Annotated in this window: 25 protein-coding genes; 11 read left to right on the top strand and 14 right to left on the bottom strand. The window is 42.1% G+C overall.

Going from position 1 to position 22,919, the window contains the following annotated elements:
• The first annotated feature begins 2 nt into the window (after positions 1–2).
• The 4 genes from THEIN_RS05455 to THEIN_RS11575 all read left to right on the top strand — a co-directional run bounded on the left by THEIN_RS05455 (position 3) and on the right by THEIN_RS11575 (position 4,812).
• On the top strand, positions 3–1,040 hold the full coding sequence (locus THEIN_RS05455) for a deoxyguanosinetriphosphate triphosphohydrolase (protein WP_013907686.1): 1,038 nt from the start codon (positions 3–5) through the stop codon (positions 1,038–1,040).
• Between the two features lie 46 nt (positions 1,041–1,086).
• Positions 1,087–2,955, top strand: coding sequence for a hybrid sensor histidine kinase/response regulator (locus THEIN_RS05450; RefSeq protein ID WP_013907685.1), 1,869 nt, complete (start codon positions 1,087–1,089; stop codon positions 2,953–2,955).
• A 73-nt stretch (positions 2,956–3,028) separates the two neighbouring features.
• A complete protein-coding gene (locus THEIN_RS11580; protein ID WP_013907684.1) occupies positions 3,029–3,658 on the top strand; it encodes a Smr/MutS family protein in 630 nt (209 codons plus the stop codon).
• Positions 3,659–3,669: 11 nt separating this feature from the next.
• Positions 3,670–4,812, top strand: coding sequence for an NTPase (locus tag THEIN_RS11575; RefSeq protein ID WP_013907683.1), 1,143 nt, complete (start codon positions 3,670–3,672; stop codon positions 4,810–4,812).
• Here the strand turns inward: THEIN_RS11575 and THEIN_RS05435 are convergent.
• Positions 4,809–5,096, bottom strand: a complete 288-nt coding sequence (locus tag THEIN_RS05435) for a hypothetical protein (protein ID WP_013907682.1) — start codon at positions 5,094–5,096, stop codon at positions 4,809–4,811. The two genes, THEIN_RS11575 and THEIN_RS05435, sit on opposite strands and share 4 nt — an antisense overlap.
• Positions 5,097–5,264: 168 nt before the next feature.
• Here THEIN_RS05435 and carA point away from each other — a divergent pair, with 168 nt between their 5' ends.
• From carA to THEIN_RS05415, 4 genes are read left to right on the top strand one after another with little or no spacing between them, the layout of a single operon-like run.
• Positions 5,265–6,389 (top strand): glutamine-hydrolyzing carbamoyl-phosphate synthase small subunit, encoded by a 1,125-nt coding sequence (gene carA, locus THEIN_RS05430; protein WP_013907681.1) that lies wholly within the window; start codon positions 5,265–5,267, stop codon positions 6,387–6,389.
• The gene (locus tag THEIN_RS05425; protein WP_013907680.1) at positions 6,386–7,036 is read left to right on the top strand and encodes a DUF2760 domain-containing protein; all 651 of its coding nucleotides are present in this window, start codon (positions 6,386–6,388) and stop codon (positions 7,034–7,036) included. The genes carA and THEIN_RS05425 overlap by 4 nt, the downstream gene beginning before the upstream one ends.
• Positions 7,037–7,039: 3 nt before the next feature.
• Complete coding sequence (locus THEIN_RS05420) at positions 7,040–7,972, top strand: bifunctional riboflavin kinase/FAD synthetase (RefSeq protein ID WP_013907679.1); 933 nt, start codon at positions 7,040–7,042, stop codon at positions 7,970–7,972.
• Between the two features lie 5 nt (positions 7,973–7,977).
• Positions 7,978–8,718 (top strand): pseudouridine synthase, encoded by a 741-nt coding sequence (locus THEIN_RS05415; protein WP_013907678.1) that lies wholly within the window; start codon positions 7,978–7,980, stop codon positions 8,716–8,718.
• On the opposite strand, the gene THEIN_RS05410 is transcribed toward THEIN_RS05415, so the two are convergent.
• A complete protein-coding gene (locus tag THEIN_RS05410) occupies positions 8,702–9,562 on the bottom strand; it encodes a PHP domain-containing protein (RefSeq protein ID WP_013907677.1) in 861 nt (286 codons plus the stop codon). The two genes, THEIN_RS05415 and THEIN_RS05410, sit on opposite strands and share 17 nt — an antisense overlap.
• 93 nt (positions 9,563–9,655) lie before the next feature.
• Between THEIN_RS05410 and THEIN_RS05405 the strand changes: the two genes are divergently transcribed.
• From THEIN_RS05405 to THEIN_RS05395, 3 genes are read left to right on the top strand one after another with little or no spacing between them, the layout of a single operon-like run.
• Positions 9,656–10,108: a universal stress protein gene (locus tag THEIN_RS05405; RefSeq protein ID WP_013907676.1), complete on the top strand. Its 453-nt coding sequence runs from the start codon at positions 9,656–9,658 to the stop codon at positions 10,106–10,108.
• Positions 10,109–10,142: 34 nt separating this feature from the next.
• Positions 10,143–11,123, top strand: coding sequence for an NAD(P)-binding domain-containing protein (locus THEIN_RS05400; RefSeq protein WP_013907675.1), 981 nt, complete (start codon positions 10,143–10,145; stop codon positions 11,121–11,123).
• Positions 11,124–12,221: a two-component system sensor histidine kinase NtrB gene (locus THEIN_RS05395; protein WP_013907674.1), complete on the top strand. Its 1,098-nt coding sequence runs from the start codon at positions 11,124–11,126 to the stop codon at positions 12,219–12,221.
• Here THEIN_RS05395 and THEIN_RS05390 read toward each other — a convergent pair.
• The 12 genes from THEIN_RS05390 to nifH all read right to left on the bottom strand — a co-directional run bounded on the left by THEIN_RS05390 (position 12,190) and on the right by nifH (position 22,861).
• Positions 12,190–13,191 carry a hypothetical protein gene (locus tag THEIN_RS05390; protein ID WP_013907673.1) on the bottom strand — a complete coding sequence of 334 codons (1,002 nt, stop codon included), beginning with the start codon at positions 13,189–13,191 and terminating at the stop codon, positions 12,190–12,192. The two genes, THEIN_RS05395 and THEIN_RS05390, sit on opposite strands and share 32 nt — an antisense overlap.
• A complete protein-coding gene (locus tag THEIN_RS05385; protein WP_013907672.1) occupies positions 13,157–14,188 on the bottom strand; it encodes a M42 family metallopeptidase in 1,032 nt (343 codons plus the stop codon). The genes THEIN_RS05390 and THEIN_RS05385 overlap by 35 nt, the downstream gene beginning before the upstream one ends.
• Complete coding sequence (xth, locus tag THEIN_RS05380; protein WP_013907671.1) at positions 14,185–14,967, bottom strand: exodeoxyribonuclease III; 783 nt, start codon at positions 14,965–14,967, stop codon at positions 14,185–14,187. The genes THEIN_RS05385 and xth overlap by 4 nt, the downstream gene beginning before the upstream one ends.
• 2 nt (positions 14,968–14,969) lie before the next feature.
• Positions 14,970–15,317 carry a CGGC domain-containing protein gene (locus THEIN_RS05375; RefSeq protein WP_013907670.1) on the bottom strand — a complete coding sequence of 116 codons (348 nt, stop codon included), beginning with the start codon at positions 15,315–15,317 and terminating at the stop codon, positions 14,970–14,972.
• A 418-nt stretch (positions 15,318–15,735) separates the two neighbouring features.
• Positions 15,736–17,010, bottom strand: a complete 1,275-nt coding sequence (locus tag THEIN_RS05370) for a nitrogenase component 1 (RefSeq protein WP_013907669.1) — start codon at positions 17,008–17,010, stop codon at positions 15,736–15,738.
• Positions 17,011–17,026: 16 nt separating this feature from the next.
• The gene (cynS, locus tag THEIN_RS05365; protein ID WP_013907668.1) at positions 17,027–17,473 is read right to left on the bottom strand and encodes a cyanase; all 447 of its coding nucleotides are present in this window, start codon (positions 17,471–17,473) and stop codon (positions 17,027–17,029) included.
• A gap of 42 nt (positions 17,474–17,515) precedes the next feature.
• Complete coding sequence (locus THEIN_RS05360) at positions 17,516–18,985, bottom strand: nitrogenase component 1 (protein WP_013907667.1); 1,470 nt, start codon at positions 18,983–18,985, stop codon at positions 17,516–17,518.
• Between the two features lie 15 nt (positions 18,986–19,000).
• Positions 19,001–20,431 (bottom strand): nitrogenase component I subunit alpha, encoded by a 1,431-nt coding sequence (locus tag THEIN_RS05355; protein ID WP_013907666.1) that lies wholly within the window; start codon positions 20,429–20,431, stop codon positions 19,001–19,003.
• Positions 20,432–20,451: 20 nt separating this feature from the next.
• Positions 20,452–21,282 (bottom strand): radical SAM protein, encoded by an 831-nt coding sequence (locus THEIN_RS05350; protein ID WP_013907665.1) that lies wholly within the window; start codon positions 21,280–21,282, stop codon positions 20,452–20,454.
• A 10-nt stretch (positions 21,283–21,292) separates the two neighbouring features.
• The gene (locus tag THEIN_RS05345; protein ID WP_013907664.1) at positions 21,293–21,673 is read right to left on the bottom strand and encodes a P-II family nitrogen regulator; all 381 of its coding nucleotides are present in this window, start codon (positions 21,671–21,673) and stop codon (positions 21,293–21,295) included.
• A 17-nt stretch (positions 21,674–21,690) separates the two neighbouring features.
• Entirely contained in the window at positions 21,691–22,008 is a 318-nt protein-coding gene (locus THEIN_RS05340; protein WP_013907663.1) for a P-II family nitrogen regulator, read from the bottom strand.
• Between the two features lie 25 nt (positions 22,009–22,033).
• Positions 22,034–22,861 carry a nitrogenase iron protein gene (nifH, locus tag THEIN_RS05335; protein ID WP_013907662.1) on the bottom strand — a complete coding sequence of 276 codons (828 nt, stop codon included), beginning with the start codon at positions 22,859–22,861 and terminating at the stop codon, positions 22,034–22,036.
• Between the last annotated feature and the right edge of the window lie 58 nt (positions 22,862–22,919).

Here is a 22,919-nt window from a genome sequence, read left to right as displayed (position 1 = left end):
ATGTGAAAAGCTTACGCCAAGAACTCGAAAAAATAGAGGAACAAGTCCTTTCTCCTTTTGCGGCTAAGTCTGCCAGAACCAAAGGGCGCCTTAGACCAGAAGAAGAGTGCGAAGTACGCACCTCCTTTCAGCGGGATAGGGACCGCATTGTCCACGCCAAGGCCTTTAGAAGGCTTAAGCACAAAACACAGGTCTTTCTTTCACCAGGGGGAGATCATTACCGCACAAGACTTACACACACCCTTGAAGTGGCTCAGATAGCACGAACTATGGCGAGGGCTCTGAGGCTAAATGAAGACTTAACTGAAGCCATTGCCCTTGGTCATGACCTTGGCCATACTCCATTTGGCCATGCGGGAGAAGCTATACTAAACGAGCTTAATCCCGAAGGATTTCGCCATTATGAACAAAGCTTGCGGGTGGTTGACTTCCTTGAAAAAGAAGGAAAGGGGTTAAATCTAACCCGGGAAGTAAGAGACGGCATTCTAAAGCATTCCAAAGGAAAGGGCCCCATTCTTCCGAAAGACAAGACACAACTTGCCGCCACCCTTGAAGGCCAGCTAGTTAGAGTGGCTGATATTATTGCTTATTTGAACCATGATTTAGACGACGCCCTAAGAGGAAATGTTATTAAAGAGGCCGATATTCCTAAAGAGTGTTTAAGGATACTTGGTAAAAGACACTCAGAAAGAATAAATACCATGGTAAGGAGTATAATTTACTCAACCCTTGGAGCTGATGACGGCGAGCTTCATATTGAAGAGCATGTAATGTGGGCCATGGAAAAGTTGCGAGAATTCCTTTTTGAAAAGGTTTACGAGGCATCTCCTGTTTATGATGAAATGCAAAAAGCTAAAAAATTATTGCGAGAACTTTATTTTTATTTTCTAGAAAACGGCCTTCCTTGGGAAAAGAGTTCCATCTACCAAAAAGAAACTTCTATTCACCAAAAAATTTGTGATTTCATAGCTGGCATGACCGACCGTTACGCCCTTTCTTTGTTTGAGAAATATTTTGTCCCCAGACCCTGGCCAATTTAAAGAGTTTTTTCTGCGCATCCGAAAAGTTTATCAAGGTGTTTTAAAAATGAACATTAATAAAAAGAGTATCTTAAACGAAATAACAGATCTTTTTCCCGGTTTTATAACCTTAGTTGATTCTTCAAGGACTGTTTTGTTTGCCAACAAAAGTTTAATCAAATGGAGGGGATATGATCCCACTGGTTATCCCTGTTATAAAGTCTTTCACAATTTAGAAAATATTTGTCCGGATTGTCCGTTAGAGGATCTTTTAGATGAGGATAGCCCGGTTACCTGGGAAAGATTAAGTCTTTTAGATAACCATTGGTATAGAATAGCTAGTTTGCCAATTGTTCTTTCTAGTGGTGAAAAAGCCTTGCTTTCTATCGTATTTGATATTCACGATCAAATTGCTGCTCAAAAAGAAGCAGAAAGAAACAGACGACTTTTTGAGGCTATCTGGCAAAAGGCCCCTTTTATAATACTCGCCATAGAGCCAAAAACGGGTGAAATTATATTTGCCAATGAAAAGTTCAAAAAAATCCTTGGTTATGATGTACGCGATGTCATTGGCCAAAAAGTGTTTGATTTTCTTGTCAAAGAAGAGAGAGAAAAAGCCAGGCAATGTTGTAAAACGCTTTGTGAAGGGGAAGAAAAAGAAGAATTGGAAATTTTATATTTTGCGAAAGATGGTAGCAAAAAGTTGCTTAGAAATACTTGTTTTAAAGTAGATTTAGAAGGAAGTTCTGTTATTTTAAATATTGCTCAAGATATTACTGAAGAAAAAAGGCTGGCTGAGCAATTAATCCAGGCCCAAAAGATGGAAGCAGTTGGTCGCTTGGCCGGTGGCCTTGCTCATGATTTTAATAACCTAATAACTGCTCTTAAAAATTACATAGAGCTTCTCTCTTTAAACAAAGAAAATCGTCAGAAAATAGAAAATATCGCCGAAAATATAAAGCTTGTTCTGGAACGTACCGGAAATATTACTCAAAAACTTTTGACTTTTAGTGGTAAACAACCGCAAAAAAGCGGCAGTTTAAATATTTCTAAGTTTTTGCTTGAAATGCAGGACTTTTGGCAACGTTTACTAGGAGAAAATATAGAACTCAATATAAATATCACAGATGATATTTGGGCAAAAATAGACGAAACACACTTACAACAAATAGTAATGAACTTATTAATAAATGCCAAAGATGTTTTACCTGATGGTGGGAAGATAGAAATTAATTTGGAACGGAAAGATTTTGATGAACATTTTCTCAAAAAATTAGATTTAAAAGGCAAGACTTACGCTATTTTAAGTGTTTCAGATTCAGGCCCGGGAATACCCAAAAAATATCTACCGTATATCTTTGAACCTTTTTTTACTACAAAACCATCGGGAAAGGGCACTGGGCTTGGCTTGGCTATGGTGTATTCCTTAGTAAAACAATACCAGGGGCATATCTCCGTTTATACAGAAGAAGGCAAAGGGACAACCTTTAAGATTCTTTTGCCCTTAACTGAAAATACTACTCACGAAAAATCTTCTGTGGAAGAAAGTTTTGTTTCTAAAGAAGACAAAAAAACATGCTCTATTTTAGTAGTGGAAGATGATCCTTTGGTAAGGGAGCCTGTTATCGAACTCCTTAAAAGTGCGGGTTACCAGGTAGAAGCTGCTCAGGATGGCCTAGAGGCTCTAGATATTCTTTCTAAGACAAGAATTGATTTAGTTCTTACTGATCTTGTTATGCCTAAAATGGGTGGAGAGGCGCTTGTTCAAAAAATTAAAGCCAGCTATCCCCATATAAAAGTTATTATAACTTCAGGTTATCCAGAAAGTTCGGTTCCTGTGAATGGAAAACTTGAAGATGTTACTTTTATTTCAAAGCCTTATTCCTTCTCTCAGTTGTTGCGAACTGTTCAAACTATTTTGTATAAAAATTCTTAACTCCTAGATTCCCGCTTAAGCGAGAATCTAGGTTTCTTTGCCAAAAGCGGATAACTTGAGTTATGATTATTTTATGAACGGTAAAAAGGGCCTTAACTGCCCTTTTCAAGTTTTGCAGGGGAAAATTTCAAAAGAATTGTTGCCTCCTGAGCGAATTATAGCTTCAGACTCTGAAGACATTGATTTTGAAGAAGTCATGAATGGGGTAAAAAAGCTTCCTGATAAAGAAAAACTTTTTTGGAAGCTAACCTCTAAGCGTCCTAAATTTTCTACTGAAGAAAAATTTTCGACGAGGGAATTGCTAAGAATCAGGATAAGAGAAACGTCAGAGTATGTAGAAGAATTAGTTAGGGGCTTTCAAAAAGAAATTTTTGATGCCTTACATGAAGGAAAGATATCAGTATGTCGCACTTTGAATCTGCGGCGACTACTGGTTCCAGAAGCTTTAGAAGCCCTTGAGAACTTTATTAAGGAATCTTTGATTCGCGGAGACCATTGTGTGCTTATTATTCATGGCCGAGGGCTTTCTTCACCAAAGGACCCAGTTTTAAAAACTAAAGTGCACGAATGGTTTAAAAAGGGCCCTTATCGTAAGCATATTATAGGTTTTTGTACTGCTAGACAATGCGACGGTGGCCTTGGAGCTACTTATGTGTTGTTGTCCTCTAAGCCGTTGAAAAAAACTTTAGCTGGCTGTACTTAGGGAGGTGGAAAATGCTTTTACCTCTTCACGGAAGAAAAAATATCCTGCTTCACGGACTTCCGGGAAGCGGAAAAACTACTCTGGTGGAAAGATTGGTTAATAAGATTCCTTATCCCAAAAGGGGTTTTTATACACGAGAAGTTCGCGAAAAAGGACGTCGCATAGGCTTTAAAATCGTTACTTTAGAAGGGAAAGAGGCCTGGTTGGCCAAAAGAGGGAAAGGTTACCCTCAAGTGGGTAAGTATAAAGTTTACGTAGAACTTTTTGAAAAGTTAGCTGTGCCCACTATTTCTGAAGTAAAAGAAAACGAAATGATCATTATAGACGAGATAGGTAAGATGGAACTCTTTTCTAAACCTTTTCAGGAGGCAGTGCTAAAAGTTCTTGATTCAAAGGCCCCTGTCTTAGCCACTGTAGGTTACGGTCTAATACCTTTTGTAGAAGAGCTTTTTAAAAGAGAAGATGCCATTTTTGCCGAAGTTACTCCAGAAAGTAGAGATTATTTAGTTGACCGGATAGCCGTTGAATTTTATAGGCCAGGGTTTTTGATAGCCATTGAGGGTTTGGATGGTTCTGGCAAGAGCACCTTTATTAAAGGTCTTGCTCAAAAACTTGAGGAAAAGGGCGAAAAAGTTTGTGTCACCAGGGAACCCACTTCTGGTGAATGGGGCCAAAAAATTAGGGAACACCTGGCGGCTGGTTCCAAAATTTCACCCCAGGCCATGGCCGAGCTTTTTTTGCGAGATCGCCGTGAACACGCCCAAAATTTCCTGATACCCAAATTACAAGACGGGCAAATAATCCTCTGTGACCGTTATTATCTTTCAACTATGGCTTATCAGGGAGCCTGTGAGCTAGACATAAAAGAAATTAAAAAAGCCAATGAAACCTGGGCCCCTGTTCCTGATTTAATTCTTTATCTCAAAGTCTCCGTAGAAGAAGCCTTAAAAAGAGTAAACCAAAGAAAATTCTACAAACCGGAAGTATTTGAAACCCAAGAATTTTTAACTAAGGTGGCTTCCATTTATGAAAATAACCTAAAATATTTTAGGCACGAAATTATAGACGCTTCAGCTTCTCCTGAAGAGGTTTTAGAGCGAGCTTGGGAAGCATTATCTAAACACCTTGAAGCCTGGAAAGAACGTTTTCGCTAATCTCCAGTATCTCTGATTATTTCTTTTAAGTTTTCAAGTACATAAAGAATATCCTCCACGGCTACGTGGGAATGTTGCTCGCAGAAAGTATCAATTACTTCTAAAAGTTGATCTATAAGCTCATGGAATTCATCCATGGTAAGGCCTATAGCTGGCTCTTTGGCCATAAGACGGTCAAGGTCTATACCGTAAACCCGAAGAAGTTCTTCTTTTAAGGCCTTAAGGCGCTTGCTACGTCCTTTTTTAATGCGCTTTTTATCTTTAATGGAAATTATCTCAGCCATATTAAACCTCAAAAATTTTTTGTTTTAAGCTTAAGAAGTTTCTTACTTAAGTGCAAGACTAAACCTTCTCCAAGATTTCCGGTTAACCGGAAATCTTGGAGATATTTCTGGGCTTCTGGTCAAAATGGGAATGTTGTGTTAAAAACTTCCAGGCGAACGGAGGAAGCTATGAAGGCACTCATAGTTTTAGAAGACGGAACCACCTTTTGGGGCAAATCTTTTACCGGGCCTGGGGAAGTATTTGGAGAAATCGTTTTTAACACGGCTATGACTGGCTATCAGGAAATCCTCACTGACCCTTCTTATAGAGGCCAAATTGTCACCATGACCTATCCCCTCATCGGTAACTACGGCATAAATGACGAAGACAACGAAAGTTTGCGCATTCAGGTAGAGGCTTTTGTAGTACGGGAATATCAACCCTTTTACTCCAACTGGCGTGCTAAAAGGTCTCTTGGAGACTGGCTTAAAAGCCAGGGAGTACTTGGCATTGAGCAGGTTGATACCCGTGCTATCACCAGGCATATAAGGCTCTCAGGTGCGATGAAAGCCGGTATTTCCACAGAAGACTTAAACCCTGCTTCCCTTCTTGAAAAAGTAAAGGCAGCTCCAGGGCTAGTAGGCCGCGACCTGGTGAAAGAAGTCACCTGCAAAAAGCCTTATCGCTGGGTGAATGGAGAAATAAAAGAATTTTTTCCATTTAATCCAAATGGTGGTTTTCGCGTGGTGGTAATTGATTGTGGCCTTAAGTTTAATCAGCTTCGGCTTATGGAAGAGCGAGGTCTTCAGCTCTTGGTAGTGCCGGCTACTACTTCAGCTGAAGAAATTCTTTCTTATGAGCCAGATGGTGTATTCTTTTCTAATGGTCCAGGAGACCCGGCGGCTGTGCCTTATGTAGTTGATACCGCTAAAAAACTCCTGGGTAAAAAGCCTATTTTTGGTATTTGTCTTGGCCACCAAATGATTGGCCAGGCCCTAGGGGCGAGCACTTTTAAACTAAAATTTGGTCATAGAGGGGCCAACCAGCCAGTTAAAGACTTGGCCACCGGCCGCATTGAAATTACTTCTCAGAACCACGGATTCTGTGTTAGGCAAGAAGAGTTGCCTAAAGAAGTGAAGATTTCTCATATAAATCTTAACGATGGCACTTTAGAAGGCATTAAACATCGGGAACTTCCCCTTTTTAGCGTTCAATATCATCCGGAAAATGCTCCTGGCCCTCACGACTCGATTTATCTATTTGACCGCTTTATGGATATGATAAAGGCCTTTTCCGAGGGTAAATATCAATGAGACGCGAACAAGTAGTCGTTATTTTAGTAAGTCTCTTGGTAACTGCCTCATTAGGAGGCCTTGCCTATTACTTTAGAGAAGTTTTGCCTCCCTGGGCCATGGGGGCCATGGTGGGAGCGCCTATGCTTGGGGGCTTAACTCTTCTTCTGTTAATTAGGCCTGCTCGCAGGGAAGAAGTATCTCCACCTAAACCTAAAAAAACAAAAATAAAAGAAGAAGCTCCACCAGAAAAACCACTTGTCTCTCAAGAAAAACCTGTTACCCAAGAAACCCCACCAGAAGCATACATTGCCGCTTTCATAGGTACTCTTCAAAAAGAAGGGCGTTTTTTAGATTTCCTGCACGAAGATCTCGATAACTATGACGATGCCCAAATAGGTGCTGCGGTACGGGCCATTCATCGCCAGTTAAAACAGGCCCTTTTTGAAATGATAGAAATAACACCGGTAATTGATTCAAAAGAAGGTAGTGAAATCCTTATAGAAGAAGACTTTGATCGTAAAGCTATAAGACTCATAGGAAATGTTAAAGGTAAGCCTCCTTTTCGTGGAATATTAAGACACCCTGGTTGGCGCTATAAAAAAATTAATCTTCCTAAACCTAGGGAAGAAAAGATTTTGGCTCCTGCTGAAGTAGAAATCTCTTAGACCATGGAAATTTTAAAAAAAGAAAACTTACCACTTAAAGTACCCTATTCTGTAGCTACTATTGGCAACTTTGACGGTGTTCATTTAGGGCATCAGGTCCTTTTCCGAGAAACCGTAAAAAGAGCTAGGGCCAATAACGGTAAAGCCATAGCCATTACCTTTCATCCTCATCCTTTACAAGTATTAAGACCTGAAAAGGCCATTAAACTTATTTGTACGCTTGAACAAAAGATCAAGCTTATAGAAAAAGCCGAGCTTGATTACCTGCTCCTACTTGAATTTACACCTGAGCTTGCTTCTCTTGAGCCGGAAGAATTTGCTTACGAAATTTTTGTTAAAGGCCTGGGCATTAAGGAATTAGTAGTAGGTTATGACTATCGTTTTGGGAAAAAGAGACGGGGAGACACAGAATTTTTGAAAGTGATTGGGCGGCGGTACGGTTTTGAAGTAACTGTTATACCGCCTCAAAAAATAGACGGCCTTACGATATCAAGTACTTTAATTCGTCAGTTGATAAACGATGGTGACGTAGCCTTAGCGGCCAAATTGTTAGGCCGTTATTATAAAATTTGTGGTCGGGTAATTCCGGGTCGTGGCCGGGGGCAAAAGCTGTTAGGTTTCCCTACTGCTAACCTTAAGCTTTCGAGGGAAAAACTCCTTCCCAAAAAAGGAGTTTATGCCGTTTGGGTGTATTTTGATGGAAAAAATCATCCGGGTGTCATGAATCTAGGTTTTAACCCTACTTTTGGGAATAATTATTTGTCTGCTGAAGTTCACATTTTTGACTTTTCAGGAAATCTTTACGGAAAAGATATCTGTCTTTCTTTTGTAAAACGTCTGCGCGACGAGAAAAAGTTTGCTTCTCCAGAAGATCTCGCCGCTCAAATAAAAGAAGACTGTCAAAAAGCACGCGAAATTCTTAAAACTGCTAACTAAGTTTCATGTCTGAAAACCAAAAAATACGTTTGAATAAATTTCTTTCACGGGCTGGGGTGGCTTCAAGACGCAAAGCCGATGAATTGATCAAAGAAGGAAAAGTAAAAGTTAACGGCAAAGTCGTTCGAGAACCTGGAATTAAAATTGATCCCTCTTCCCAAAATGTAGAGGTTGATGACCAGCTGATAACTATTGAAGAACCTGTTTACTATCTTTTTTATAAACCTTCAGGCTATCTTACCTCGCTTTACGATCCCCATGGACGCAAAACTATCAAAGAATTCTTGAAAAGCTTGCCAACTCGGGTCTTTCCTGTGGGAAGACTTGATGCAGCCACCGAAGGCCTTCTCCTTTTGACCAACGATGGCGAGCTGGCTAATCGGTTGTTACATCCACGCTATGAAATAAAAAGGGTCTATCACGCTACGATTAAAGGCCATCCGCATGAAAAACTTATTGATCGTCTTTTAAAAGAAGGGGTAGAAGTAGAAGGGAGAAGAGTTTTTCCGAAAAAAATTCGCCTTTTACGACGGAGTCCTCGCACTTCAACTTACGAGATAGTAGTCGGAGAAGGGCGTAAACGAGAAGTAAGAAAAATTTTTGCTTCAATAGGGCATCCCGTAGTTCATTTAAAAAGAGTAGCCTTTGGGCCTCTTACTTTGGGAAGATTGCGTCCTGGAGAAATAAGGCCTTTAAGCCCAAAAGAGCTTAGCCAACTAAAAAAAGCAGCTAGCCTTGAGCCCTAGCTTTAAAAGCTTCTAAGAGTTTTTCATACACCTCTTCAGGAACTCGCAAATTGCCTTTGCCAATTCCTAACTTGATTTCAGGTTTGTTTTCCCCGTGAAAATCACTTCCGCCAGTGATTAGAAGAGAAAACTTTTTTGCCAACTCAAGACAAAACTGGGTATAGGATTCATCATGGTCGGTGTAGTAAGCCTCTATAGCGTCAAGGCCCTTGTTTTTTAGTTCAGCCACGTATCTAATGAGAGAGTCTTCATCAAGCCCTAGATAATATGGATGAGCAAGAGAGACGAGGCCTCCTGCCTGGTGGATTATTTTGATGGCTTCTTCGGCTTCAAGTCTGGCCTTGGGCACGTAAGCAGGCTTGCCTTTGGCTAAATATTTTTCAAAGGCCTCGTCAAAATCCTTAACCACTCCTTTTTGGACCAGAATCTTGGCCATGTGAGGCCGCCCGATTTCTCCACCTCCGGCCATTTTTTTAAGTTCTTCGATAGAAATATCGATTCCTAACGACTTAAGTTTTTCTATCATAAGGATATTTCTTTTGGCCCGGGCCTCATGAAGAGAAGCCAGTGTCTCTTTCAATACAGAATTTTCATAATCAATGAAATATCCCAGGATATGACAATGTCCAGGCCCTTGAAACTTAACGCTTATCTCCACTCCCGGTACAAAAGCTATTTCGAGTTTTTCAGCCATATTTTGAGCATCTTTAAGCCCTGCTACTGTATCATGGTCGGTAAGAGCAATGGCAATAAGATTTATATTTTTAGCTTCTTTAACTAAATCAATGGGTGTTAAAGTGCCATCAGAAGCAGTAGAGTGAGTATGTAAGTCAACAATTTTCATAATTTTTACTCCTATTTCATCTTGACTATTTCAAAACAAAAGCATTAAAAAGAATAGGATAATAAATCATTTCTTAGTCGCAAGGAGGGAAGTATGGCCGAAATTAAAAGTATTTTATTCCCAACGGATTTTACCGAGGCTTCTTTGAAGGTAATACCTTATGCCAAGTATTTGACGGAAAAATTCGGAGCCAAACTTACAGTACTTTTTGTAGTAGAAGAATTATCCAAATATGCCAATTTTTATGTACCCCACAGTGCTCTAGACAATCTTGAACAAGAACTTATGGAACATGCCCAGAAAAAGCTAACTTCTTTTATAGAAGAACATTTCGAAGACTTTCCAGTAGAACCTCTAGTGCGTCGTGGAGAAATTGCCGAAGAAATTGCAAAAGTAGCCGAAGAGAAGGAAACAGGCCTTATTCTTATGGCCACTCATGGGCGCAAAGGTCTAGAAAAAATCCTTATCGGAAGTGTTACCGAAAGAGTAATTAAAATAGCCCCCTGTCCCGTGATGACAATTAATCCATTTCGAGTTAAAAAGTAGAATTTAATAAAATCATCACTTTTTTGGGGGCTTCATGGAAAAAGCCAAAATGGTGGTAGTGGGTGCAGGGCCAGCTGGTATTGCCACCGCGGTTGAAGCCAAAGCAGCAGGGATTGAACCGGTAATTGTTCTTGAAAAAGAAGAAAATCCCTGCCATACCATCCATAAATATTACCATGAAGGTAAACGGGTTGACGCGGTATGGCAGGGACGAAAAGTTAAACCAATAGGGATTTGTCAGTTTGAGACCTGCAGTAAAGAAGAGTTTTTAAAATTAATGGAAAATTATATCCAGGAATACAATATAGATTTACGCACTAGCCAAGAAGTACATAAGATTGAAAAAATTAACGAGTGTTTTCGGGTATGGGCCGGAAAAGACACAATTATTGAAACGCCTATTGTAGTAATTGCCATAGGAATTTTTGGAAAGCCTGTAAAACCAAGATATAAGATTCCTAAAGAAGTAAAAAACAAGGTGTTTTTTGGCACTCAAACCCAATGCACACCTGGCGCCAAAAAAATACTCGTTGTCGGTGGAGGGGATTCTGCTGCTGAGACTGCTTGTTTTCTATGTGAAAACGCAGAAGTATATATTTCCTATCGTCGTCCAAAGTTTTTTCGTATAAATGAACAAAATCTCAAAGAACTTGAAAAAAGAGTTAAAGAAGGAAAAATCAAACTCCTAATGGACACAGATATCGAATCCCTTTCGGCCTCCCCTGATGACAAAGTAAAAGTTCACTTTAAAGATGGGCAAGAAATGGTCTTTGACGCGGTTTGTTATTGTCTTGGAGGGGCCACACCTGAAAATTTTTTAAGGGCTATAGGAATAGAATTGAATGACAATAGACCTAAAATAGATGAGTGTTTTGAGACTAACATACCTGGCCTTTTCTTGGTAGGAGATCTGGTTTTTAAAAAGGGCAGTATTATGGCTGCTTTTAATTCGGCTCATATAGTAGTGGAGGCTATCAAGAATCGCTATCGAGATAGGCTTGAACGCGGGTGTTAAATGGGATCAAATCGAGTTTATTGGCTTAAGTCTTCAGTTGTTCGCAGTGATGAATTACTTGAAGGTATTATTGAAAGTGCTCCTGATGCTATCGTAGTAATTGACGAAAATCATAAAATAATTCTTTATAATCCAGCCGCTGAAAAAATATTTGGCTACCAAGTAGAAGAAGCCCTTGGGGCCGATTTATCTATTCTTTTACCTGAAAAAGTTGTCTCAAAGCATTATTCCTACATAAAAGGATTTCTTGAAACAGGAGAATCTTCAGTCTTGGGGAAGGTTCTTGAAGGTGTAGCTAGACGTAAAAACGGAGAAAACTTCCCTATTGAGATTTCTCGTTCAGCTACCAAAATTGATCATCACTGGATTTTTACGGCTATTGTTCGTGACGTTACCCAGGAACTTGAAATTGAACGCCGTCTGCTCGAAAACGAAAAGCTAGCGGCTGTAGGTCTAGCGGCTTCAAGGATTGTGCATGACATCAAAAATCCTTTAATTGCCATAGGAGGTCTTGTCCTTTCTATTCTCAAAAAAGAAGTTTCTGAAGAAAAAAGGCAAAAATTGGAGTTAATTCTTAAAGAGATCAAGTGTCTTGAAAAACTCCTTTCAGATATAAGCGAGTTTGCCAAACCCCTCAAGTTAGAAATAAAAGAAGCTGACATAGTAACTATTTGTCAGGAGGCACTAGAAATTTATCGCTCTCATCTCAAAGAGGAAGGCATAGACGTTGAGCTAATTTTCCCTAAAAAGCCAATTAAAGTTTTTCTTGACGAAGCCCGTATCAAAGAAGTTCTTTTTAATATCTTTCAAAATGCCCTAGAAGCCATGGCTCCCCAAGATAAAGGCAAACTCACCGTTGAAATTATCCCTGAAGAAAAGATTGTTAAAATTTGCATCAGAGATACGGGGCCTGGTATTCCTGAACATGTTTTAAAACAGCTTTTTACGCCTTTTTTTACCACTAAAAAGAAGGGCACAGGCCTTGGCCTTTCAATCTCTCACAAAATTATTAAAGCCCACAACGGTAAAATCAAAGCACGAAATTACGAACACGGTGCCGAATTCATTATAGAGCTACCTTATCGGCCAAACGGCTAGCAGCCTTTTTATAGGCGTCGGGGAAGAGTCTTTGAGCCATTTCTCTAGCTTTTTGAGTAGTCAGAAGGCGAATAAATTTGTCAAGCGTTTTACATTCTTCGTAAGATAACTGCCACACAAAAAGTCGCCAGAAAAGCTCGTTTTTAAGATGGGGAAAAGGCTCTTCAGGTGTAGGACTAAGCTCTTCTTTTTCGATTAACTTTATATAAACAATGCTTCTTGCTGCCAACAAATCTTCTGAAATATTACGGTGTTTCCCTCCAAAAAGGTAGTAAGAAGTAAGGCCATCTCCTGGTGAGGGTAAAACCCCGTTAAAACCTCTGGCTTTTAAAGCCTTTAAAAGTAAATTTTCTACTTTTAAGCAAAATAGATTTTTTTTGACCTTGGCCAGGTAATAGATCAGTTTTAAATGAATATATCCGGCTTCAACGTATATGGTTTTATTTGGTAGTCTGCGAATTAAAGAAATTATCTCTTTAGCGCGCATTTTATCTCTTAAGGCCAGGCGTTTGGCATCAGCTCTGGCGAAATCCTTTATTTTTTGCACTAAAGAGTCAAAAGGGCCTTGCATAGCGGCGTAGTAGTCAAGCAGTTTGCCAAAGGTCTCGTGCTCACTTTGATAAACTTCGGAAAGCTCTCTGATTTTTTCTACCTCTTCACGAGGCACACCCGAATCAAGCATCTCACGAATAATGAGCCAACGTTCAAGATAGGGTTCTACCTGACAGATGCTTTTTCCTTCCTTGTAAAGTTTTTGTAAAAATTCAAGGTTTAGGCGAGTGTATTCTGGAAATCCAGACTCTATTTTTTCGAGATAAGTTTCAATAGAGATTTCGCCCTTAATAACTTTAGGAAAATACGGGTCAGGTGGTTCTTCTAAAATAATTACCTCATGACAACGCATTAATTCCCAGGTAGGTACCAGAAACTCTTGCCTATGAGGAGTAAGACCAACGGTAATTAAGCGCATGGTAAGGATTTTCCAAAAAAGCTTTTAATAGTTCAATAGTGGCCTCTATATCTTTTTTAAAAGCAAGATTAACAGGGGTATGTAGATATCTTACTGGAACAGAAATAGCAGTTGAACGGATAGCGCCTCTAACCACTTGAAAGGCTGTGGCGTTAGTACTTCCTTTGTTTTTTACCACCAACTGGTGGGGAATATTTTTTTGGGTAGCCAATTCAGCGAGCCCCAGGGCCAAATTGCGATCAGCCACAAAACGGGCATCACAAAGACGAATCTCTGGTCCCTTAGCTATTTTAGTGGCCTGTAAATGTCCGGGAACTCCAGGTATATCTGCGGCAAAGGTGCCTTCTATAGCTAGCACAGCGTCAAGAGCTTCTTTTATCTTTAAACCCTGAGCACCTCTTAGACCTACCTCTTCCTGGACAGTGGCAGAAATAAAAAGATCCACTTTGGATTTTGCTTGAGCCAAGGCTTGAAAGATTACAAAGAGTCCTACCCTATCATCAAGGGCCTTGGCCATAATGGCCTCTTCGGTTTCTTCGAAATAAGCAGGAAAAGTTACTAAATCTCCAATTTTTACCAATTCAGCAACTTTTTCTGTACTAAGCCCCACGTCAAGATATAACTCTTCAATGGTAAAGTCTTTTTTAGATTGACCTAAATGTGGTGGGTAAGAAGTTACTACTGCAGGAAGCCTTTTCCTGCCCCATACTTCAAGTCTTTGCCCGTAAAAAATTTTAGGATCCACCCCTCCTAGAGGAACAACCCTTATAAAAGAGTCCTCTATACCGGCAACCATAAAGGCTACTTCATCAAGATGAGCATCAATTAAAACCCGCGGACCTTTGCCTTTTTTGCGGAGCAAAACATTGCCCAAAGGGTCTTCCTCTATTTCGTCAATCAGGGGTTTAACTGCCTCCAGAAAAATTTCTTTTACCGGAGTTTCCGCTCCAGGTACACCGGGGGCTTCACAAAGCTTACGCAAAAGTTCGTATCTCATAGCTCAAAATAGGCTATCACCGGGGCATGGTCAGAAGGTTTTTTCCAGCCACGTGGTTCTCGGTCAATAATAGCCTTCTTAAGTTTTTGGGCTAGTTTACGTGAAACCCAGATATGGTCAAGGCGCATACCACGATTGGCTTTAAAGGCCCCAAATTGATAATCCCACCAGGTAAAAGCACCTTTTTCGTCAGGGTGAAGAGCCCGATAAGTATCCACCAAGCCCCATTCCTTTAGTAATTTTATAGCCGTGCGCTCGCGTTCGTGAAAACAGATATGGCCGGCCAAAAGTTCAGGATCATAAACATCTATTTTCTCAGGGGCTACGTTAAAATCTCCACAAAGGGCCAAAAGATCTTGGTCAGGGTCAAAATAACTATCAAGGTATTCTCTCAAGCGGTAGATAAATTCGAGCTTATAGAGGAAATAATCAGAGCCAACGCTTCCTCCATTGGGTATATAAATAGAGAGAACCCTTACGCCTTCTATGGTAGCGGCAATAATCCTTTCTTTGGCTTCCTGGTCATCTACATCAGGGAATCCTATCGTCACCTCTCTGGGCTCTTTATCAGAAAGAATAGCTACCCCGTTTCGGCCTTTACCGCCTGCGTGAACTACGTAATATCCGGCTTCATTGATTTCGGTGTAAGGGAATTCTTGGTCTGTTGCTTTGGTTTCCTGAAGGCAAACTACATTTGGCGCACGCAGCTTGAGCCAGCGCAGAAGGTGCTCAAGCCGCATGCGTACGGAGTTTACATTCCAAGTAGCCAGGCTAAACATGTTTAGCCAAAATCATGAGTACCTACCACAACTTTTACTCCGATGGCTTCTTCGATTTGGGCCGGGAGTTTTTCTAAATCGTGATTTTTACAGGTAGGTTCAGCTTTGGCCATGCAATTGGAAATGTGTATCACGTCAAAATCTACTTTAGCTTTGGTAGCTTTGATATTCCCAATGAGAGAGCGACCAGGGCACTTGCACTTTAAAAAACCAATTACTTTCACGTCGTCATCATAATTAGCAAAAGGGCCCCTTTTTTCCACAGCCCCGGTTAAACACTTCCAGTCCCCTGGACAACCAAATTGGTTATCAGCATAAGACCCACAAGCAATAATTAATACTTTAGGCATGGCGCGCCTCCTTTTGAGAAGGATTTTCATTTACTATATGTTCCCGTAGGGCCTGCTTGTCAAGTTCTTTTTCTGAGCCAAGATTCCGCTTAAACGGGACTTGGTAGTTAAAACGGATTAATGTAATTGAGAGCTTTGCAAAATATCTTATTTAAGAGACTGCTTCGCCCGTGCAGGCTCGCAGTGACAGGGTGGTCGATAGCCTATGGTAAATGGCTGATGTCACAAGGAGCTGCGCCAGCAGCTGAAGCAATCCCAGTCGCGAGGCAACTTAGTAGCCCTGGGCGATCTATCTTTTCCCCGAAACCTCGAAATTTTTAAAACAAAAATTATGAAGTTTTGGGGCTCCGTCCCTAAAACCCTGAAGCTCCTATGACTAATTAACCCTGTCTGGAATGTCTATCTGTATTAGAATAAACTAAAGTTCTGCTCTTAAAAGTTGCCATACAGGGGCTCGCAAGCATCGGTAAAGATCATGGGCAAAGTTCACCATTCCTTTATAACCAGCATAAGGGCCTCGCTCTTTTGGTTGCGGAAAAGAAAGAACAGGGATACCAAATTTAACTGGCCGCCACTGGTCGCGAGCGTTGGTGAGAACAATATCAGGCCTTAAAAGTTTAAGGGCCTCTTCAACCTCACAATCACCTGGATCGTCAGTTACTCTTGAGGTTACAGAATAGGCCTCAACATGGTCATCCAGGCGGCCAAAAATAGAAGCGGCGGCTACCACTTCAAGCCCAAGTTCTTTAAGCATTTTTCCTTGTGGGCCCAGACGATAAGTACCAAGCACTATTAAGGCTTTCTTGCCGTAAAAATATTTGCGCCAGGGAAAAATCTTGGATAAGGCCCACTTTTCGCCTTCGGCAATTACTTTTTCGACTTTTTCTTCAGGAATATCAAAAAAGGCAGCAATCTTTCTTAGAGACGCCGAAGTAGATTTAAACCCGTAAAAAGATACCTTCATAAAAGGGATACCGAAGGTCCTTTTCATCTCTCGACAAAAGTTTTCAGCCGTGGCTCCACAAAACATGAGGTTAAGGCTCGCCTTGGCCATGGTCTCTATCTTTGACCAGGTGGCCTCACCAGTCAAAGAGACATGAACCTTAATACCTAGCTTTTCCAAAAGTTCCTTGATAACTTTTGTTTCTCCGCCAACGTTATATTCTCCTATCAGGTTCACTACGGGCTCTTTGGCCTGTTCAACTGGTTTTATAAGCTCAAAGATGAGTTTATAAGAAAGTTCATGCCCTTTTGATTGAGAAAACCCGGAAAACCCTGGACAAGAAACTACTTTTACAGGTTTCCCTACTTTTTCAGAGACTTCTTGAGCCACAGAAGTTACATCTTCACCAATGAGACCAGACACACAGGTCAAATAGACGAAGGCCCCTTTGGCTGAGGAATCAATTTGTAAGGCCTGAAAAAGGGCTTTCTTTAGTTTTTCTCTCCCCCCAAAGATAACGTTTTCTTCGTCCATGTTCGTAGTCCAGACTGGAGCCGGGGTTCCTCGGACCATCTTCCCGTAGTAACTACACCCTACCGCCCCATGGACTAAATGAACAGCTTCTTTAATCGGCCCAAGTACATAGCGAGCCCCAAAGTAAACACAGCTTCGCTGGCTCATGCTTCCCGGCTCGGTTTTTAAACCACAGGACTTTGGCGGAAGGACTTCGGTTTTTAAGGTAGAAAGCATAAACGCCTCCTAAATTCTACCACTTCTTAAAAGGTAAAAACTTACCGTTAAAAGTAATTACAACCCGATCACCATTTGGATCTTCTTGTTTTTTTATGTCTATACTGAAATCTATAGCACTCATGATGCCGTCCCCAAACGTTTCATTGATAACAGCTTTTATAGCCGGGCCGTAAACCCGCATTATCTCATAAAAGCGATAGATAACCGGGTCGGAAGGGACGGTTTCTGTCTCCCATCCACGTAAAGGTATTTTCTGGATGGCTTTATAGCTTTCTTCATCGAGATTAAGGAGTTCCTTTAACTTGTCAGCTTCTTCTTTAGAAGCCACTGCTTGACGATAGAGTAGGGCCGCCACCCATACTTTATCTCGTCCAATAGCCCTGCCCAGTTCTTCAAAACTAAGGCCAGAGTCTTCCTTGGCCTTTAAAAGTTTCCTGACGATAGAACAAAATTTTTCCATAAGACACCTCCTTATATGGAGAGGGGGAACTTCCCCCCTCTATTATTGTTGGACTCGGTCGTCTGGGAAGTATTGATCAAGAATAGCGTTTATAATACGAGCCAGGAAGCGTTCGCCTCCCCGGTAACCTACAATGGGCTCTCGCTGATAACCCACTCGATCGTAAACTGGGAAGCCAAAGCGCACCAGAGGCACTTTAATTTCTTTGGAAATATTGACACAGCGGGAATGTCCCAAAATAACATCGGGCTTATCATTTTTTAGGGCGTATTCCCATTCAAACTGGTCACTGTCAACAAATACGGTAGGTTCAACATCGTATTCGGCACAGACGTCTTTAATCGTTTGCAGCGCGGTCTTGGTTTTACTGCCAGGCAAAATGTAAGTAGGAATCATGCCCAGTTCGCATACAAAGCCCGTAGCCGCTGCGACAAAATCCGGGTCACCACAAATGGCCACTCTTTTCCCCATGGTATAGTGAAGGGTGTCAGCCATAGCATCAAGTAAGATACCCCGCTCCCAACGAAGGCTATCAGGGATACCTCGACCTGAAATTTCAGCTATAGTTTTTATCATCCTATCGGTATTTTTAACCCCAATGGGCATAGGTATAACAAAGGCCGGCACTTTAAAGCGCTTTTCAAGCCATTTGGCCCCAGCCCCACCAGCATCAGGAGAAAGGGCAAAGATGCCTTTAGCGTTACCGGCCCGCACAAAGTCTTCCACTCTGGTACCTCCAGGCGGATAATAAGGAACCATCTGAGGCATACCGGTAAGCGGGCAATCAAGGGTATCGCTTATGTCAAAAAGAATCTTGTACGGTACATCCATGAGCTCAAACATGTGTTTTAACTCGCGAATATCTCCTGGCATCATCATGCCGGGGATAAAGTAAAGATCTTCGCTCTGGCCTGTTTTTTTGGCGAGCGTTTTTAAAAATTCGCGGGCCGCACGGTTGTAGCCCTCTACATGGGAGCCAGCAAAACTTGGTGTATTTACGATGACGAATTTGACCGCGTCGTAAATGTCAGGCCCCATTTCTTCTTCCATAACTTCCAGGGCCTCGTCTAAAAAGCTCTGGATATCGTCACCAATGACTTCACTTGAACAGGTGGTGACAATGGAAATAAGCTCCGGCTGATAGCGGCAAACCAGATTCCTTATGCCTCTTATCAGATTTTTACGCCCACCAAACACCGCTGCGTCTTCGTGAAAGCTGGCGTTGGCAATGAGAGTTGGTTCACGAAAAACTCTGGCAAAAGTATAACGCACATAAGTAGTGCAACCCTGAGCCCCCTGCACAAAAGGGATTCCCCGGTGAACACCTAAAGTAGCCCACATGGCCCCAAAAGGCATACAGGTGCGAGAGGGGTCAATACAAACAGCCCGGTTGGCCGCTGGCACCAATTCTTCCGGTGGAGGAGTATATTCTTTAGACAAAGGCTTTTTTTCAATGTTTAGCTCTTTATAGGTTATTCCTTCTATGGGAATTTCTTTGACGTTATTTATCATAGCTTCCTCCTGGGTTTAAAATTCTTCCTGGGCAATTTTCCAAATTGGAGCACAAAGGGCCTGATATATGTCTCTGGCAAAATTGATAAACCCCCGAAAAGCCGCGTAAGGCCCTTTTTCGTAAGAGTGAGAATTAAGCGTAGGGACCCCGAATTTACGCACCAGGTATTTTTCTTTAAGTCCGGTCAAAAACAGATCAGGCTTGCAGCGCTCTATCATTTCTTCAATTTCAAATTCATTAGGATTATCAATAACCAAGGCCCCTGGTTTTAAGCGGGCCACAATTTTTTCGTAATCGTCCTTGTGGCCGAAAGTGGTCATACAGGCCACTACCTCCATGCCCAACTCCTCCATGGCTTTGATCCAGTGCCACACCCGCGGGGCACCAACGTAGATGGCTATTCTCTTACCAGTCAGCTTATCACGGTACCAGTCAAGGGCCTTCTGAATAGCAGCGCTCTCTTCTTCTATGACTTCTTCGGTTCGTTTAATCAGTTTTTCATCGCCGAACCATTCTGCGGTATCCCTTAAGGCTTTGGCTGTCTGTCCTAGGCCGAAGAAACTGGCCCTTATATAAGGCACCTCAAAGCCTTGTTTTATAAGCTCAGCAATATAGGTAGCGGAACGCTGACAATGGACAATGCTAAGCTTGGCATCAGGCATCTTAAAAAGGTCCTCAAAACGGCAATTACCTGTGAATACGGAAAGTACTCTTATGCCCATTTTTTCAAAAAGGGGCACGATGGTAATGGTATCCCAGTCAATGTTGTATTCGCCGATGAGGTTAATGTCATACGGAGTTTTTTCCTCTTCTTTCAGACATACTTCAGGATGTTCTTCCCGGTATTTGAGTAGCCATTTGTAGAACTGAAAATTAAATTCATGGTGACCTTTGGATTGGGAAACTCCGCAAAACCCCGGGGAAGAGCAAGCAAAAACTGGTTTCCCTGTTTCTCTCATTACTTCTTTGGCTACATTGTCTATGTCATCACCAATAAGAGCGGTAGAACAGGTAAGATAAATTATGGCGCCTTTGGCCCCCGGGTTAATACGAAAGGCCTCAAGTAAGGCCTGCTTCAGCTTATCCATTCCACCAAAAACAATGTCATTTTCCGTCATATCCGTGGTAAAACAGTGGCGGCGGTGATTGGCTTCATTCTCAAGCACTCCAGGTAGGGCCCAGCTGTAAACATCACCCAGGTGCCGCCTGGTGCCCCAGGTGTAATAACCACACCCTACCGGAGCATGGACCATGTGGATAATATCAACTATTGGTCCGCCCACGACCCCGCGGGCTCCGGCATAGGATCACCCACGTTCGGTCATATCTCCGGGAACAGTAGGGGCGTTGCACTTTGGTAAAGTGCTCTTGTCTTCATCTACAATGATAGTATGTGGATTTCTTTCGGGTATGCATATGTTGCATTTAAGCTGAACTACAGGCATAATTTCCCTCCTTTATCGTATTACACCGAAACAGCATTTTTTATGCTGAACAAATTCTCATCAGCCAAACCGGGAACACCTACGGCATCAGCCCGGCAGCGCTTGCACACTAGAAACTGAGGAATATATTTAGCCGCTTTCGCTCTGGCCCTATTAAGTTCTTTCTGAGTAGGAGCCCTGTGGTTAGAAAATTCTCCCAAGGGAATAAGAGGAATTATGTTCATAAGGCTGGCCCCGGCCTGAGCTACTTCTTTAGCAATCAAAGGAATTTCTTTTTCATTTACTTCTGGGACTAAAACGGTATTTACCTTGACTCTCAGGCCAGCTTGAGCCGCTAGAGTTATTCCTTCAAGTTGTTTAGTTGTAAGAAAATAAGCCGCTTCTTCTCCTTTGAGTAAATCTTGAGCTTTAACCCAGCGAACTAATTTGGCCCCGACTTCTGGTGAAATAAAGTTTACGGTTACCGAGACAAACTCCACTCCCACTTCGAGCATCTTAGGGAGACTTTCAGGCAAAGCCAGACCATTAGTAGAAAGACAAATCTTTAACTCGGGGAACCTATCTTTTACGGCCTTTAGGGCCACAAATGTTTCCTCATTGGCCAGGGCATCTCCTGGACCGGCTATTCCTATGACTTCTAGGCGAGGTTCAAAGGAAAGGGCCCTCTCCACATAAGAAATAGCCTCTTCAGGCAATATTACTTCGCCCGCTACCCCCGGCCTTGATTCGTTGACACAGCCTATACCCTGTTCACAATACGCACACTTGATATTGCATCGTGGTGCTACCGGCAGATGGAGCCGACCAACAACACGATGAGCTTTATGGTCAAAGCAAGGATGTCTAAGCATAATTTCCTCCTTAAAAAAGGGCTTCTAGGTTTTTCTCTCCGGTACGAATTCTTAAGCTTTCCTCTACTGGTAAGACAAAAATTTTTCCGTCACCGTGCTGGCCGGTTTGATTGACTTTGATGATGGTCTGCACTACTTTTTCCACCATGGCTTCAGGCACAACAGCCAGAATAATTCGCTTGGGAATAAAGGTAGGCTTTAATTCTTTAGCCTTTTCTACAATTTCAGGGCTTACAGGATAAGAAAGCTCGCCAATCCGTCCACCCTGGCGGCCTCGGCCGAAACAGGCAAAGGCCGTAAACGAAGGTAGGCCAATTTCAGCGAGAGCCTTCTTAGTAGCCAGCATTTTATTAGGCCTTACAATAGCCACAATTTCACATATCTTGCTCATAACGCCTCCTTTCAGACCTAAAGTTCCGGGGCTCCGGTGCGCACCGTCCACACCTGGTTTACTGGGAGTACGAAAATTTTCCCGTCTCCAAATCGTCCGGTACGTGCGGATTCCATAATGGTCTCACAAACCTTGGGCACCGCCTCTTCGTCCACCACCAAAAGGAGCATTGACTTGGGCAATTCGTCGTAAACGATTTCACCCATAGTAAGACCGCCTTGCTTACCACGCCCCACAACGTCTATGCGGGTCATGGCCAAAAAACCTTCCTTTTCAAGCGCTTCTACTACGTCATCTACCTTTTCAGGCCTGATAATGGCTTTTATCATTTTCATTTTTGAGTCCTCCCTATATGCTTGTTTAAGCAATCCCGTATTTGACTACTAATTCTTCCAGCTCATCCATGGTAAGGGGTTTAGGAATTACAAACTTATCGTTTTCAATGATTCGTTTGGCCAATTCCTTATAAGCTAGAGCCTGCGGATGATCCGGGTCAAACTGCACCACGGTTTGCTTATTAAACTCTGCTTTTTGAACGATATTGTCACGAGGGATGAACATGATCATCTGGGTTCCTAGGCGCTCACAAAACTCCTCCATAAGTTCTTGCTCGCGGTCCACCTTACGGCTGTTACAAATAATGCCCCCCAAACGAACTCCTGTGCGCTTAGCGTATTTGACCATGCCACGGCAAATGTTATTGGCCGCGTAAATGGCCATCATTTCACCGGAAGCAACAATGTAAATTTCCTGGGCCTTACCATCACGCACCGGCATGGCAAAACCGCCACACACAACGTCACCTAAAACGTCGTAAAAGAGAAAGTCCAGGTCTTCGGGATAGCCACCGAGCTCTTCCATTAAATTAATAGCGGTAATAACCCCACGGCCGGCACAACCTACACCTGGCTCAGGACCTCCGGATTCCACACAACGAATGCCGGCAAAACCTATCTTCACTACTTTGTCCAAAGTTACGTTTTCTTCGCCCTCTTCACGCATGACATCAAGCACCGTCTCCTGGGGCTTTCCTCCCAATATCATTCGCGTGGCATCGGCTTTAGGATCGCATCCGTGAATCATTACCTTTTTGCCAAAGTAATGTGCCAAGGCTGCCGCTAAGTTTTGGGTAGTGGTGGACTTACCTATGCCACCCTTTCCGTAAATACCGATCTTTCTCGTTGCCATAGCCCAACCTCCTATAAATTTTTTGTTTAATTATTTTGATCAAACTTGAGAGCAAAGG

It is taken from the genome of Thermodesulfatator indicus DSM 15286, from assembly GCF_000217795.1.
GTDB lineage: Bacteria > Desulfobacterota > Thermodesulfobacteria > Thermodesulfobacteriales > Thermodesulfatatoraceae > Thermodesulfatator > Thermodesulfatator indicus.
Note: the sequence above shows the minus strand (reverse complement) of the source record. Positions and strands in the feature narration are given on the sequence as shown.